At 71.3% G+C, this 16,852-nt stretch carries 3 protein-coding genes; 1 reads left to right on the top strand and 2 read right to left on the bottom strand.

All coding sequences use genetic code 11. The features are described from left to right. Both IG02_RS40210 and IG02_RS0135210 read right to left on the bottom strand, forming a co-directional pair. A partial coding sequence (locus IG02_RS40210; RefSeq protein ID WP_199814139.1) for a lonely Cys domain-containing protein occupies positions 1-3,021 on the bottom strand: 3,021 nt, incomplete at its 3' end. Between the two features lie 73 nt (positions 3,022-3,094). Then, positions 3,095-16,345, bottom strand: a complete 13,251-nt coding sequence (locus IG02_RS0135210; protein WP_030757619.1) for a lonely Cys domain-containing protein — start codon at positions 16,343-16,345, stop codon at positions 3,095-3,097. A 55-nt stretch (positions 16,346-16,400) separates the two neighbouring features. On the opposite strand from IG02_RS0135210, the gene IG02_RS37345 reads away from it, so the two are divergent. Further along, a partial coding sequence (locus IG02_RS37345; RefSeq protein ID WP_037805157.1) for a hypothetical protein occupies positions 16,401-16,852 on the top strand: 452 nt, incomplete at its 3' end.

Here is a 16,852-nt window from a genome sequence, read left to right as displayed (position 1 = left end):
GCTGCGCCAGTTGATGCCCTCGGGCGCGGGCGTGTCGCTCCAGTAGACGCCTTGGACGTTCTGCCCCTGCCACAGCAGAGCGGCCGGGTCGAACGCGCCCGTCACCTTCAGGTGGTAGGCGGCCAGCAGATTGCGGTCGGTGATGTCGAGCCCCTCAGCGAGGGCCTTGGCGGTCAGGGCCCAGAGGGTCTTCTGCTTCGACAGGTCCCACGGGTCCGTGTCGTCCAGGTGCAGCACACCACGGCCGTGTTCCGCCCGGTCCGCCGGCGGAATCTCGTTGAACAGCATCTTCGCGGCCCGGACCACCGCCCAGAGGGTGGACGCCACCTGCCGCGGACTCGGCGCCGCCCCGGGGGCCAGCCCCTGCACCGTACGCAGAACGGCCTCACCCGACGTGCCGAGCTCATTGAGGGCCACCCGCACCGCCGGGGCCTCCACCGCCTCCGTCAGCTCCGCGTCGGGATCCGCGGCGACGCGCTCCCGGGCGAAATCGAGAAGCGACTCGTACGCGGCCGTGTCCGGAGTCCTCCCACTGTGCTGCTGGGCATAGAAGGCCACCATGTCCCGCCGCAGCGGAGTGAGCCCGCTCAGCGCCGAATCGTTGTCACGCAACGTCTCCAGCGCACCGATGCCCTTGACCAACCGCTCATACCGGCCCCCCGGCACACCCCGGTCACTCTCGACCTCATTACCGAAGAGGTCGCGCAACCCCCGCACCAGACGCAGCATGGTCGCCCGCGTCTCCACCGACACCGCACCCGACCCCGTGTGCAGACCCGACTCACGCGCCAGCCCGTCCAGCTCATGATCGAGCGGCTCGGGCAGGTACGTGACAATACGTCCCCTATCCCCGGTGGCCGGGTCGAACAGCACACGGTCCTTGGGCGTCATGCCGGTCTGGACGGTGGCCGCGTCGGTCTCCAGCCTGCTCTCGTTGGCGGCGTACTGACCGAGCGGGACATCGCCCCACGGGTCGTCGATGTGGGGCGGCGGCGCGGTCGAGGGCTGGTCCTGATTCGGGTCGCCGTCCGACGCGCTGTAGCAGACCTCCAGGGCCAGCTTGTGCCCCGGGGGAAGCTGCCGCACCTCGCGCAGCCCGGCGATGAAACGCGCCGCGTCCTGCTTGCCCAGCCACACCTTCCGGCCGTCGCGGAGGGCGAGCTCCCGGAACTTGGTCCCGTCCAGCGACGTCCACTCCCGGTCCACGTACGGCAGCGTCGTGTCAAGGGGCTCGTACGGCACCCAGAGACCGATCGCCTTCTTCTCGTCACGGTCGACCAGCACCGGAAGATGCGCGTTCCCCGTCCCGTCACCGACCAGACGGCCCTCACCACTGGGACCCACCACCGGCCGGCCCAGCAGATTCGACAGCAACTGCAGATCCAGCGTCCGCTGCGCGAACGGCACAGCCAGCAACACCGGCACGCTCTTCGGCAGCTTCGCCAACTCAGGATCGGCGGCCAGCACCTTGGCCAGGGTCTCCGTGTCCAGCACCCGGTCGTCGGGCAGACGCAACCCGCCGGGATCACCGTTCGCGGCGACGACATACGTCTCCTCCGGCCACGACGCGTCCTCCTCCGACGCGATCTTCGCCAGCGTGTTCGGTCGCGTCTCGATCACACGCACCCGGCCGGGCAGCACCCGCTTCACCGGCTTGCCCGTCCAGTTCCGCCCCTGCGCACGCCCCGACGGACCCGCGATCACAGTCCGCGGCGCCAGCACCGGATCGGACGCACCGGCGAAAGCCGCAGGGGTGGTTGCGGATGCGGGTGCCGGAGCAGGCGCGGGAGCGGGCGCGGGTGTCGGCGCGGGTGTCGGCGCAGGCGCCGTGGAAGAGGAGCCGGGGACGGACGTGTTCGGCGGTATCCGGGTGGCCTTGGTCCAGCGGCCCGGGGCCTGGGTGACCGGGTCCGGGAGGGCCACGATGGTGAGCGGAGCCGACGGATCGGCAGCGGTCAGGTCGAGCGGCCCGCTGTAGCCGTAGGCAGGACGGCCGGTGCGCTGGGAGAACCGCTGCACCACCTCCGGACGCAGGACACCAGGGCCAGTGGTCAGGAAAAGAACGGGAGTGTCCAGAGGCCTTGTCCGCAACGGCGGATCCAGGCTCAGCAACTCCAGGAACTCGTCATCGGACACATCGATCGGCGGCCCGCCGGGCAGATGCAGGACGATGTCCCCGTCCTCGTCCACATGGATCAGTTTCACGATGGGATCGGGCCGCCCCGGTGCTGCCCATTCCGGCACGACCTGCCGGGTGGTGGTGGTCCCGTCCGGCCCCCGCGTCACCTGGTCGACGCTGCGCCAGTTGACCCCCTCAGGCGCGGGCGTATCGCTCCAGTTCGCCCCCTGTGCCACCTTCCCCTGCATCAACAGCATGGCCTTGACGAACGCGAATCCCTTCAGGTGGTAAGCGGCCAGCAGGTCACGGTTGGTGACGTCCAGACCCTCCGCGATCGCCTGGGCGGTCAGGCCCCAGATCTTCTTCTGCTTCGCCAGGTCCCACGGAGCCGCGTCGTCCAGGTGCAGCACACCCCGGCCGTGGGCCTCCCGGTCCGCCGGCGGTATGTCGTGGAACAGCATCTGCGCGGACCGGACCGTCGCCCAGGTGGTGGACGCCACCTGCTGCGGACTCGGCTGCACCCCGGGGGCCAGCTGCTGAACAGAACGCAATACGGCCTCGCCATACGTGGCGAGCTCGCCGAGAACCATGGTCAGAGCCGGAGACGGCAGCTCCGTACTGAGCTCCGCGTCCGGGTTCGCGGCCAAGCGGTCCCGGGCGAAGTCGAGAAGCGACTCGTACGCGGCCGTGTCCGGGATCCTCCCACTGTGCTGCTGCGCGTAGAAGGCCACCATGTCCCGCCGCAGCGGGGTGATCCCGCTCAGCGCCGAATCGTTGTCACGCAACGTCTCCAGCGCACCGATGCCCTTGAGCAACCGCTCGTACCGGCCCCCCGCAACACCCCGGTCCCGCTCGACATCATTACCGAAGAGGTCCCGCAACCCCCGCACCAGACGCAGCATGGTCGCCCGCGTCTCCGCAGACGCGGGATCCGATCCTTCGTGCAGACCCGCGTCACGCGCCAGCCCGTCCAGCTCATGATCGAGCGGCTCCGGCCGGAACCTGACTACACGTCCCTGCACCCCACTCGCCGAGGCATACAGCACCCGAGTGGTGTTCGTCAGACCCGTCCGCCCGGTGGCCGCGTCGGTCTCCAGCCTGCTCTCGTTGGCGGTGTACTGACCGAACGGGACATCGCCCCACGGGTCGTCGATGTGGGGTGGCGGCGCGGTCGAGGGATGGTTCCGGCGCGGACTGCCGTCCGACGCGCCCCGCGTCCTGATCACCCGTACCCGACGGCACCGTGTGCAGGATCCGCCGCATGTCGAGATACGACTTGAACTGCTGCTCCGACCTCCGCAGGCTCTCGCCGTCCCGCCCGGTGATCTGACCGAACCGCTCATGGTCCTCGGAGACCAAAGGCCGCAGATCCACGTCGCTGTCCCGGAACACGACACCGTCCAGCGACGTCCACTCCCGGTCCTCGAACGGCAGCGTCGTGCCCAGAGGCTCGTACGGCACCCAGAGACCGATCGCCTTGTCCGCCGCACGGTCGATCAGCGCCGGAACATGCGCGTTCCCCGTCCCGTCGCCGACCAGACGGCCCTCACCACTGGGACCCACCACCGGCCGGCCCAGCAGATTCGCCAGCACCTGCAGATCCAGGGACTGCTGCGCGAACGGCACAGCCAGCAACACCGGCACGCTCTTCGGCAACTTCGCCAACTCAGGATCGGCCGCCAGCACCTCCGCCAGCGTCTCCGTGTCCAGCACCCGACCATCCGGCAGAAGCAGCCCGTCCAGGTCGCCGTCCGCCGTGACGACATACGTCTCGTCCGGCCACGACGCGTCCTCCTCCGACACCGTCTTCGCCGGAGTGTTCGGCCGCTCCGCCATCACACGCACCCGGTCCGGCAACACCCGCTTCACCGGCTCGCGCGTCCAGTTCCGCCCCTGCGGACGCCTCGACGGACCCTCGATCACGGTCCGCGGCGACAGCGTCGGATCGGACGCGCCGGCGAACGTCCCGGAGGCCCTCGGAGTGGAAGAGGAATCGGGCGTGCCGTCGGGCGGCGAGAGCAGGAGCGGCTCGTCCCTGTCGGCCAGGCGGGACGACGTCGACCGCTCCGCCTGCGCCGGCTCCGACAAGGGCTGCCCACGGAACCGGCCGGAGCGGGTGGGACGGGCGGGTGCCGAGGACACGGAGCCGCGCAGGGACGGCCCCTCACCGATGCCCTCCATTCGGCGGCCGGTCTCCAGCGCCCTCGCGAGGCCCGGCAGCCCTGCCCACGCCTGGCTGTGCCGGCGTGCCTGCTCGCCCAGTTCCTGCCGGACCCCGGTCAGGTCCCGCTCGATCCCGCGGAGCTCGGCCTGGATCGTGTCGCGGACCCTGGTCTCGCGCCTGAGGTCATCGTCCGCCTGCCGCACCGTACGCTCCGCACGGGCCACGGCCTCCTCGGCGCGTGTCAGCTCCCGGTCAAGGGTGTTCTCCCGCTCGCGGGCCTCCGCGAGGCCGGTCCGGAGCTCGTCGGCCTTCTCGCGGGCGGTGGTCATCGCCTCCTGGTACCGCTGACGGTGCCGGGTCGCGACCATCCCCTCGTCCCGGATGGCGTCGGCGCGCTCCTCGGCCGCGTCCAGGGCGCTCTGCCGCTCGGCGGCGGCCGGGCCGGTCTCCGGGGATGTCTCGACGAGCTGCTCGAGGCGTTCCACCTCGGCCAGCGCCCGCTGCCACTGCTCCCGCAGCCGCCGCTCCTCCTGCGAAGCGGCGTCGTGCTGTACGCGCGCGTCACGGGCGGCCCCGTCCAGCCGCGCGATCTCCGCCTCCGTCTCGGTGATCCCGCCCCGTACCCCGGCGAGCTCCGTCAGGACGTTGCCGGCGGTCCGGACGGCGACGGTGTGGGCCCGCTCGGCCTCCTCGTGCGCGGTGGTGGCGGTGTCCACGGCGCTGTCCGCGGACTCCAGGGCCTGCCGCGCACCGGGCTGCCTCCGTACCAGCACCTCTTCCCGGTGACGCGCCGCCGCCTCGGCCCCCACCGCCTGGAGGTAGGCGCCGATGGCGTTCCGTATGTCCGCCCAGGAATCGCGGGTGGCCGCGGTCGTGTCGGCGAGGGAGCCGTCGGCGTCGAACGGCCAGTTGCGCAGGCCGTGGTCGGTGCGTACGACCAGTTCGACCGGCTTCCCGGCCAGCGCGGCCGTACGGGAGGCGACGAACAGGGCACGGGCCAGGCGGCTGCCGTCCGGGTCGGGTCCGAGCGCGAGCCACAACTCCGCCGACGCGTCCTGCTGTTCGATGCCGTCCGCCAGCACCCCCGGCAGGTCGGTGGCCGGATGCCGCGCCCAGTCCCGCAGGTCGTCCGCGTCCTGGTCGGCGAGCATCGCGGGCAGGTCGTAGATACGGGGGCCCGGGCGCGGCGGGGTGACACCGAAGCCGAGCACGTCGCGTTCCCAGAGCCGGGTGGTGGAGCTGCCGGTGACGTACCGGGTGCCCTCGGGGCCGTTCACCGTGATGACGGTGTCGACCAGGGTCTCGTAGACGCGCGTGCCGTGCCGGTCCTCGGGCTCGGAGGTGGTGCCGATCCGCATGTGGGTGAACGTGGAGGCGGACACGTTGCCGCCGGTGGAGAGGGCGTGGGGCTGCTGCGCCGCCAGGGGGAAGGTCACGCCCAGCACCTGGAAGTTGCCGGTCGTCAGGCTGTAGGTGCCCTGCTGGTTCAGGGCGAAGGAACTCGCGGCCGACGATGTCGTCGTGGAGGTGCGGACCTGCCTGCGGACCCGGTCCACGGCGAGGTCGCCCCCGTCCGTGACCGGTCGCGGGTTGTGCAGCGAGATCTCCAGGGACGGCGCGGTGTCGGGAGCCTGGAGCGGCCAGCTTCCGGGCATCGTGGTGGTCAGGCCCGCCGCCGTGCGGGACGGGTCGAGGCTGATCTCACCGGCCTGGATCAGCTCGCCCAGCCGGACGGCCATGGCTTCCGCCGAGGCGTTCGCGGGCAGTCCCCAGGACGCGGCCACGCGCGGATCGACGGCGCGCAGCGCCTGCATGAGCTGCGGGGCGGCGTTGTAGTCGTACACCGTCGTCGGCCCGGTCGGCTCCAGGCGTGCGCCGTCCGGGAAGGGCAGTGTGCCCTCGGTCCTGGCGTCGCTCGGTGACAGCAGCAGCGGGTCACGGGTGAGCATGGCGGGGGGCCGGGGCCCTGCGTGCTGCCGCGGCTCGACGGCCTCGGAGCCGATGAACCGCAGTGCCGTCGCGGCCGGTACGGAGACCTGGCTGACCGGCCGGCCCCGCAGCAGGCGCCCGATCCAGGTGCGCACCCGCTGCGCGACGTCTCCTTCGAGGCCGGACAGGTTCAGCAGCCCGCCCTGGAAGATCCCGCCCGGGATGTTGGCCGGCCACTCCCAGACGAGCTGGGAGCGGACCGTCCCGGTGAAGCGGAAGTCCAGGTCGAAGTCGGCGACACTCCCCGCGCGCGTCCAGAAGCGGTCCTCGTCCGTCCGGTCGGACCGGGCGGTGCGGGCGCGGGTACTGGTCAGCGCGATGGACGGGCCCTCGCGGTCCGTACGGCCGGCGTCACCGGGGCGCGGATAGCGGGAGACGAGGTTGAGCGTCCCCTGACGTGTCGTGGTGACGCCGGAGGATGTCACCTTCCCCTGGGGGATGTGCGTGTCGACCTGCTCCAGGCCGCCGCCCTCGTCGGCCGCACGGCCGCGTACGCCGCGCAGGGCGGGCGTCTGCATCATCGGCTCGGCACTCAGGCCCACCTCGACCAGTCGCGCCCCGCCGTACGCGACATGGAGGAAGTAGACGCGCACCTGGCCGCCGGGGCCGCGGCCGGGCAGGGCGCGCAGCGCCGCGGGCTCGGTGACGCGGGCGATCTCGGCATCCACACCGGACAGGTAGGAGGCGTGTCCGGGCTGCATGACGCCCGGCGCCTCGTTCTCCACCAGCGTGGTCAGCTCCCGGCCCATCCGGTCCCGGCGCTCCCTGCGGTGCGTCGTGTCGTCGAGCTGGGTGACCGACAGCACGTTCGCCTTGCCGAGCTGGCGGCTCCGGACGAACCGGCCGGGAAGCGGAACAGTGAGCTGATGCTGCGTCGGGCTCGGGATTCCCGACAGCCCCTGGAACCACGCCGCCATCCGGGCCATGGCCTCGGCGGAAGCCAGGTACGTCAACCCGAGGGGCAGGTCGATCGCGACCGTCACCGGGGCGAAGCTGCCGAGGCCGACGGTGTTCCCGGCCACGTTGCGCACACCCCACTCGACGGTCATCAGCAGCGTCAGATCGTTGCCGATCCACCGCTTGTCGCCCATCTCCTCCGAGGTACGCGCGACCTTCGTACCGGAGTTCACGGTGCTGATCTCGTCGGTGCGGCGGGACTGGGAGTACCGGCCGCCCGGGTTGGCCTGGTGAACCAGGAGGTCGGGCGGCGTCGGGGCCGACTGCAACGCCGTGAGCTGGAAGTTGCCCTGATGGGTGACCCCGACACCGCGCTGCCGGCCCGCGGTGTCGCCGGCGGTGACGCCCTGCTCGGAGTAGAGCGACTCGGAGCCCAGATTGCCGGGGTTGGTCAGGTAGCCGCTGATCTTCAGCTTCATGACCTGATCCGCCGCCATGCCGGGCAGCGTCAGGCCCTCCACCACGTACACGCCGCCCAGGATCTGCGGTGCCCGGGAGATGAGCTGGGCCGGACGGATCGCGTCGTGCCGGGCCTCGGTCGCGACGGTGCCCTGGTCGTTCAGCGACGCGCCCGCCACGGCGACCGACGTCCACTTGTAGGTCGCCACCACTCCGTCCGCGGAGGTCCTGGCCGCCCAGGTCACGGGCGTCGCGGCCCAGTTGACCGCCGAGCCGACCCGGTTGACCGCACCGGTCAGGCCGTCCGGCAGCGACTCCTTCACGGCGGATCCCCGCTTGGCGGCCTCCGTGGCCAGGTCGGTCAGCGTCACGGAGGCACGCCGCACCGCCCGGCCCACCGCCCCCTGCTCCGGGTGTCCCGGGTAGGTCCCCGCGACGATCTGCCGCAGGGCCTCCATCAGCGCGGCGGTGGCGCGGACGGTGTCCACGGTCGCGCCCACCGGCAGCCGGGTCAGACCAGGCAGCGGGCGGCCCTGGTCGTCGACCATGTTCAGGCGCCGCCGGTCGTCCGTCGGCCCGCCGTCGGTGACCGGTTCCCGGATCACGTATCCCGGCCGGGGCGCGGCGGGTACGAGGCTCCTGACGGGCCGGTGGGTCCGGTAGTGCGGCACCAGCAGCGTGACGGTGCCCGGCACGGTGTGCGGTGTGGCGCCCGGGGCCACCAGCTGCGTCCCGTCCGTGGGACCCGCTGTGTCCGTGCCGTCGTCGCCGTCCGTTCCCCCACCGTCGGCGAAACGGATGCGCGGCTCGTCGCCGGGGCCCTCGTACAGGTCCAGGGCGAGCCTGGCGGGCACCTCGAACAGCTCGGTGCCGTTCTGGGTCGTCACGACGAGCTGGTCGAAGCTGACCGAGTCACCGGTGTTCCCGGTGTCCGTGAGCTGCCCGGTGCCCAGGTAGTCCGGAGCCGCGTTCAGTCCCCAGGAACCGTCCGCGAGGGGGATGTTGAAGCCGCCGCCACCGCCGAGGGCACCGCTCAGCGCCGTGCCCCGCTGCCGCCCGCCACTGGACTCGTACGAGCTGAAGCCGATCTGGAGGAGGTCGGGCAGCCTGCGCGTGTGGACGGAGGGCCGCCCGGTGTCCCGCGTGACGGAGAACCGCAGCTGCACCCGGCGGGTCCCCGAGACGGCGTTCGGCTTCTTGAACCACTCCGGCTGGCCGCCGTCCACCCCGTCCGGCGACGACGTCGCCTGGCCGAACGTCGAACGCATCTGCCGCAGCAGCCGCAGGTTCTCGAGCTGGGCCAGGACCAGCGGCTCGTCCAGCCGGAACGGCAACGACCGCCGCCGGGGCGCGAGCGGCGGCAGGAACCCTTCCTTCCGCAGCCATGCCTCCGCGCGGTCGAACATGGCGTCCGCTCCCTCGATCTTGAGGGGCGTCTCGGTGTATCCGATGCTCTCCAGGTTCTCCAGGTGCTCGGGAAGCTCCCTCACCTCTTCCGGGGTGGGCTGGTGTCCCCGCATCGTCGCCCGCTGGGCGATCCGCAGTCGCAGCGCGTCGTCCCACGGCCCGAACTCGCCGCTGACCTGACCGCCGCCGGCCCGGTGCAGCGTCACGGTGTAGGTGACCCGGGCGGGGGTGAGCAGATGGCTGGCCTTGGTACGGAGGCCGTGCATCAGCGTGGCGCTGCTGACGCTGCTCAGCCCCTCGTTGACCTGCCAGTTGACGCCGGCCTTGCCCATGATGTTGCCGCCGAACGACGACCCGGCAGCCGGGTGTCCCTCGGCGTGGTCAGTGGTGAACGACGGCCCGCCGGAGCCCTCGACCCCCAGGCCGCTGGTCAGCTTCGCCGACCGGTCCACGCTGGAGGAGTGCGCGAACCATGTCTCCAGCGTGGACTTGCCGTCGGCGCTCTTCCGCATCGGCCGGCCCGGTTCGATCACCGCGGTGAGTTCGAGCATGCCGACCGCGTTGCCGTCCTCGTCCAGCAGCGTCGGCGAGAACACCCCGCCGTCCCGCTGGAGGTGCGGAGTGCCCTGCAGCATCCGCTGGGACAGGTAGTTCTCCAGCGCGCTCGCCGAGTCCTCGTTGAGGTGTTTCAGAGAGACGAAGTTGTCGTCCCGGAGGAGTTCGGTCAGCAGCCGGCGCGGTTCGCCGACGCTGTCGCCGCCCCACAGCGGCAGGTCGTCCACGCCTCCGTGCTCCGGCAGGTCGGCGGAGTCGGCGCCGTCGAAGGCGAGGTGCTCGTGGAACCAGATCGTGATCGCGCCGTGCGACTGCTCCGGCTGCCAGTTGCCGACCGGGTCCTCGCGGGGGGTGTCCACCCGGACCTGCCAGCGCCCGTCGACATCCAGGGGATGGGCGGGTTCCTCGGCCTGCTGCTTGCTCGTGACCATGAAGGTCTCGGCGACGGTGATGGCCTGGACGAGCTGGTTGTGCGTCGCGGACAGGTTGACCGTGCTGTCCCCCCAGCGCAGCGCCCCGGGCGCGAGGTGCGGGAAGATCGCGCTCCAGGGCACCGATCCGGTGCGGACGGTCCCCGAGCTCTCCCCGCTCAGGGACGTCGGTCCGCCCGCGGCCCGGAGCTCCACCTGCATGTCGGGCAGCGTCGGGGGGCGCTGATCGCCGTTCCGGCCGTACTTCGCGGACGGCCCGACATCGGCGTAGGCGAGCCGTACGTCCACCGACCGGTCGCGGCCACCGTGCCGGACGGTGATCCGGTGGCCCTGCTCACTGCGCAGGTACGGCCGGTTCAGCTCGACTTCCTCGGCGCTCAGCACATCGCTGAGCTGGGTCCGCAGCTCCCGGCCCTCCGAGGTGTCCGGGTCGGCCCCGAGGGCGCCGATGACCTGTCCGTACAGGCCCTCCAGGACGGAGTCCGGGGTCGGTTCGTGGATGACGAGACCGACATGCCCGTCGTACTGGGTGCCGTGGGTACGCACGTACTCCGACAGCTCGCCGGGCGTGGCCCCCTGGGGCGGCGGTGCCACCGTCGGGGTGGTGGGCGTGGTGGTGGATGCCTGGCCGGGGAAGGTGTGGAGGGTCCCCTGCTCGGCGGAGGTGCCGGGCAGGACGGCCGGCTGCCGGCTCTGCCAGTGGGCGACGTCCTGCTGTGCCGGATCGCCCGCCAGGACGATCACGCTCTCGTTGCGCGACGGGTCGAAGACGGGAGCGCTCGGAAGCTCGGACAGCACGGTCGTGCGCGCCGTGCCGGAGCGGCCCGCGACATGCTGGGCGAGGCCGCCGGGGTTGTTGTGGGTGCCGACCATGAGGAGCGGCGCGGCGAGTGCGATCTGCTGGTGGACGCGGTCGTGACGCAGCAGCGCGGCGATCTCGCTGCCCGGCACCCACCGGCTGGAACCGTCGGGCCACGGCATCGACAGATGACCGTTCGTGCTGTCCGCGTAGACCACGTACGCGTTCGCGGCCGAACTGGACGGAGCCGCCGGCCACCCCGGGGCGTACTCCGTCCCGTTCTCCACCGACCCGTCCGGCGAGACGACATAGCCCTGGGTGGCGATGTCGCCCATGACCTGTCGGCCGGTCCAGTTACGGCCCATCGGCACACCACGGGTCGTGAGACGCGTGCTGTCGTCCAGGAAGCCATGACGCACCAGGTCCCACGCCGCGAGGTCCGCCGGATCGGTCATGTCGAACCCGGACACCGCCGCGCCGGCCATGAGCCACAACAGCCGGTCACCGGCCTGGTCCGCCGACAGGTCCACCGAGGCGGGCAGGTGCAGGACCTTCTTCGCCAGCGCCACCGGATCCGACACGGCCCGCAGCGCTTCCGCGCCCTTGACCGTGCCCCACACCAGCCGGCTCACATCCGCCTGCGTCACCGCCTGCCCGGCCGGAAGCCGCAGTACGTCGGCGGCCAGCGCGGAAAGGTCCTTCCCGGCCAGCCGCTTGAGCGCCCAGTCGAACGACGGCATCTGCGTATACGCGTGCAGCGTCAACTGGCCGCCCTGGGCCTCGTCCGCCTTCCGCGCCGCGTCGAACAGCACCCGGCGGATGTCGTCCGGGTGCGGTGCGTCATTGCTGGTGCGCTGATGACGCGCGTGAACGACCAGGTTCAGATGGTGCAGGGTGAACGGACCTGCCACCCGCAGATGGGGGTCCGCCCAGCGCATGTTCTCCAGCGCGCCGATACCCCGCAGCAACGTCCGGTACTCGCCCTGCGGATTCGCCTTGTCCGCCTCGATCTCCGGGCTGAACGACCGGCGCAGGGCCCGTACCAACCGCAGGGTCCTGTCCAGAACCTGCTCGGAGGCGGGGTCCGATCCGGAACGCAGACCCGCCCACCGCGCCATACGCGTCAGCTCGGCCGCGTCCGGATCCGGGGGCAGCAGACGCCGCACGCCCTGCTCGCCCGAGGGCCCGGTCAGCACACCCGTCTTCGGATTCGCACTGCGCACCAGCACATGGACGCGGTCCACCGCGAGCACATCGGCATCGCTGCCGTTCGCCACGCCCTGTGCGTAAGAGGTCGTACCCAGGACATCGAACACGTACGGCGGCGTTCCCGCGTCCGTCAGATACGGCAGATCCTCCGCGAGAGCGTCGGCCCAGCACGACCCCAGATCAATAACGGCATTCGGGCCGAGCTTCCGCATACTCGGCCGACGGGTGATGAACCGGCCCGTCTCCACGCCGCCCACCTGAACCGGCGGACGGCCATCCGTCACCTCCATCACTCCCCGCATCGGCATTCCGTGCTGCGAGAAGTGATAAACCGGCCGCCCCGCCTCGAGAAGCGGCTCCGCCTCGCCAAGCGCCCGCTCCGTCACCGGGTCGAACTGCGAGAACTCGGAAATCTCGCCCAGAGCCTCAAGCATCGGCTCATTCAGAACAAGGTCAGGGTCGGACATGGTCACACGACCGAACGACCGGCCCTCGTCGGCAATCGTCCGCGTCTTGATCGAACTGTCCGGAAGCACCGTCCCGTCCAGAGCGGTGACAAATCCCTCGTCCGGAACACCGCTCGGCCCGAGGTCATTCGCGTCGCTGCCGAACCAGCCGCCCAGAGGAATCCCCTGCGACCGCTGATTCTCCACAACGATCCTGCTCAACCCGGAATCCGCGTCATGGACCAGGCTCACCAGACCACTGTGCGCCCAGACCCCGTCCCGCCCCGCCCGGAACGCCAGCGTCCGAGGCATGGCCAGGCCCTGGTCACCACCATGGTTCAGCACGAGCACGACCGGCGTCCCGGCCGGGAGCCCCGTCACTCCGGGGTCACGCGCCACCAACTCCACGAATTCCTGCCACGGAACCCGCAACTCGCCCTGACCCCAAGGAATCAGAACGTGATCGTGGCCACCATTGGCCACCACCACATACGCACCACGGCTGTTGTCCCACATGGGCTCAAGCGGACCCTGGAACTGGCCATTACGCCGCTGCCACACCTGCGACGTATCCACCACACCCACCGGCTGCCCAGTGAGATTCAACCCCTGATACGAACCATCCCCCAACACGATATGACGCTCATGATTCAACGCACCATTGGCCGCCACATGATACGAACCGAGTGACATGACACTCGACGACCAGCCGGCGGCCATCGCGTTCTCCACCAACGCGAACAACGCGGCCCGCGAATTCGCATCCACCACCGCGCCGTCGCCCAGATGCAGAATCCGCCGCGCCAAGCCATCGACGTCGAAAACGCCACCGGGATTCTCCAGCAGCCTCAACCGCTCCAACTCGGCCACTGCACCCGAATACTGCGGCGACACCACCTCGGCCGTCACCCGGCCCGAACCACCACTCCCCACCCGCACAGTGATCCCGAACGAATCCGCGAAATCACCCGCGCCCAGATCCTCCAACGCCCGCGTCAGATAATCCGAGAACAACCCCGAAACCGCGGCCACACGATCCCGAGCCGAACGCCCACTCCGGCCGAACCCCGTCAACACCACCTCAGGCGCCGACAATCCCGCCCGCAGATTCAGCAGCCCCGCCGAAGCGACCTCACCGGCCAACGCCTTCAACTCACGGCGCTCGTCCCGGCCCACCGAAGACGAACCCGCATCAAACCCCACCACCGTCGGGGAGGACCCGGGCGCACCACCGAGCAGACGCGGGGGCAGGCCCAGCTCACGCCGTACCCGACCGGCCAGTTCCACCCCCGAAACAGCGTCCGCGCCATGTACGGCGAGGTGTTCGGCCACCTGTCGCACGGCGTCGCGGAAGTCGCCGCGCGCATGGCGTGAGTCGGCGAGTACGGGGTGCAGTTCCAGCGGCAGCACCAGCGACGTCGCCCGCCGCCAGGCTTCGGCCGGGTCCGTGCCGGACGGGACCCCGGACGCGCGGAACGTCGCGAGCGCGAAGTCTCCGTAGGCGTCACGCCAGGTACGGCGAGCGGCGCGTGCCGCGATTCCGTCGAGCGTGTCGGTCCAGGGCCCGGGCCGGTTCATCAGCAGCCGGACGTGGCCGACGGCGTCGAGCCCGCTGTCCCGGACGGACACGGATCCGTTGAGGGCGAGCTGGAGTCCGCCGGGGCCGTCGTTCAGTGTGATGCCGGCGGCGGCCAGTTGGTCCTTGGTGACGGTGTCGTCGGGTGCCAGTCGCGGCGGGTCGTCGGGCAGGTCGTCGGCGGTGACCAGGGCGGCGGTGAGCTGCCGTTCGGTGTCCGTACGGCTGACACGCGGGACGATCGCCGCCACAGCGGCGTCGACGGCGGTGTCCGCGCCGAGGTCACGCAGCCGGTCCACGGCGGCGTCGAGCCGCCGCTGGGCGTGCTCGACATCCTGCCACGCGTCGTAGAGCCGTGCGGCGTCGTCGGTGCCTCCCCGGCCGCTCTCCACGCGCTGGTTGAGGCTGCCCGCGGTCCTGACGGCCTGGTTGAAGGCGGCGAGGGCGTTGTCGTGCTCCTGGCGTGCTTCGGCGATGGCGAGGTCGACCGCGAAGGTGTCGGTGACGTCGGTGAAGTCGGTGATGTCGGCCGGGGTCGAATCGCCGACGGAGTCCGGGCCGAGATCCGTGCTCCTGCCCTTGCCCTTGCCCTTGCCCGCGCCCGAGGACGCGCCCGGTCCCTGGCCCGTGCCCGTCACGGAGGCGGTGTCCATGGTCGAGGCGGTCTGGACAGGGGCGGGCGGCGCGATCGGGCCGGCGGGGTCCGACTGGTCGGGTGCCAGCATCTGCGGCGCGCCGGCGGGGTTGTCCATGCCGCTGGGGGGCCGGGTGCCGCGCGCGGAGAGCGGGTGGTCGATGACGGACGCACCGGTGCCGGTGACGCTCTGGATGACGTCCTCGATGGTCCCCAGATAGCGCAGCGGCACGGCGGGCGCCGGATCGGGCTGCCGGGCGGGGTCGGCCATGAGGTCTTGGCTGTCGCTCTGTCGCACCAGCCGGCGGAGCACCGCCTCGGCCTCCCGGCCCCGGTCCGGCACGCCCGCGTAGTTCAGCAGTTTGTGGAGCACGGCCGCGTCGTCCCGCGCCTGCCGCTCCGCCGTTTCTTCCGGGGAGGCGGCGGGGTCGACGGTGTGGAGCCGCCAGTTCAGCTGGTCGGAGTCGTCCGGCCGGGGCATCCGGCTCAGCTCGATGGCCTCGGAGTGACCGGGTGCCGAGGTGAGCGTGAGGTCGATATGAAGCTGGTCACCCGATTCCGGCAGCAGCAGACCGTTGTTCAGGCGGGAGTTCAGGAGGGTTTGAATCCGGTTCTGGAACGCGGCGAGTTCGTCCTGGGCGAAGCCTTCCCCGGCGCGAACCGGGAGGTGGAGGGACACGTTGCTCATCCAGCGGCCGTCGTCGGCCTGGATCCGCTGGACCCACATCCGGACGAGGGTCTCCCGGCTGTCGAGCGGTCCGGGACCGGGGTTCTGGCCGGAGTTCTGGCCCGGGTCCAGGTCCGGGGCCGGGTCGATCCGCTCGGTCCGCACCGGGACGGCGGGCGCGTCGTGGCGGCCGGCCCGCCACTGCTCGGGCCGGACCGGATCGGCGACCGGCACGGCGAGTTCCGACGTGCGCGCTGTGGACGCGTCCGCAACGCCGTCGCTGTCGGTGTCGGTGTCCGTGTTGGTATCGGTGTTGGTGCTGTCGGGCGTGGCGTCACCGGTCGGTGCGTCGCCGCCGACGGTGGCCGTGCGCGGTCCACCGGACAGGTCGGTGCCGGCCGGCTGCGGTGGTGCGGGCGGCGCGGCGGTCTCGTCCAGTTGCGGGGCGTCGGAGGACGTGCGCAGTCCTGGAGGCGGCGGGGCCGGTGCGCCGTCGGTCCCAGTCGTGTCCGTGCTCGTGTCCGTGTCGGTCAGGTCGGTCTGGGAGGACTGCTGCGACTGGTTCCCCGTGCCGGACGTGCCCTGCGGCGCACCGGGCGGTGTGCCCTGTGTTCCGGGTGCGGGTGCCGTGGCGTTCGGGCCGGTCGAGGTGTTGATGGGTGCCGGCGGCGCGACGGCGCCGGATTCGGCATCGAACTCCGGAAGCGCGTCGTTGACCTGCTGGTGCGGGCCGTCCTGCGTGTCCGGCTGTCCGCTCGTGTTGCGGCCGGACTGGCCGCGTCCGGGCAGGTCCTCCTGTCCGGTGGAATCCTTCTGGACCTCGCGTGTCCCGTCCTGGCCGGTCGACGCGTCGTCGTCGAGGTCGAGGTCGGTCTCCAGGCCCGTACCGCTGAGAGCGTCCGTGGTGCTCAGGTCCGGGGTGGTGGAGGGACTCTTCGGTGCCGTGATTCCTTGCGGAAGGTCACTCGGTGACCTGGACAGGTCCGGGGTCACACCGCGTGTCGGATCCGGCGTGAGGTCCGGCGACTCATCCGGAGTGAAGTCCGGTGTGACCTCGGTTGAGAAGTCGGATGAGAAATCGGTTGAGAAGTCGGCGTTCGAACTGGACGAGGGTCCGGCGTTGCGCCCGGTAGCCGGTCCGGACGTCAGCGGGTTGGTGTCGGGCAGGGACGAGGCCGGGGAGTTGGACGGCGAGAGCGACGGCGAGGTCGGCGGCGACGACGAGGGCGGCGGCGGCAGATACGGGACCTGCGACCCACTCGTGCTGGTGAAGTCGTTTGTGCTGTTGAAGCTGTTCGTACCGTTGACGTTGTTCGTGCTGCCCGGTGTCCGTGTGCTGAGGTCAGGTGGTCCGGACAGCGCGTCGGAGCCCCGGGTGGGCAGTGTATTCAGTGTGTCCGAGGACGAGTACGCCGGCGGCGGAGGCGAGTACGGGGGCGGCGGAGGCGTGTTGAGACCGCTGCCGATCCCGTCCGGGAGATCGGACGAGACGGTCGTGTT

This window comes from Streptomyces sp. NRRL F-5135, from assembly GCF_000719775.1.
GTDB classification, from domain to species: domain Bacteria; phylum Actinomycetota; class Actinomycetes; order Streptomycetales; family Streptomycetaceae; genus Streptomyces; species Streptomyces hebeiensis.
Note: the sequence above shows the minus strand (reverse complement) of the source record. Positions and strands in the feature narration are given on the sequence as shown.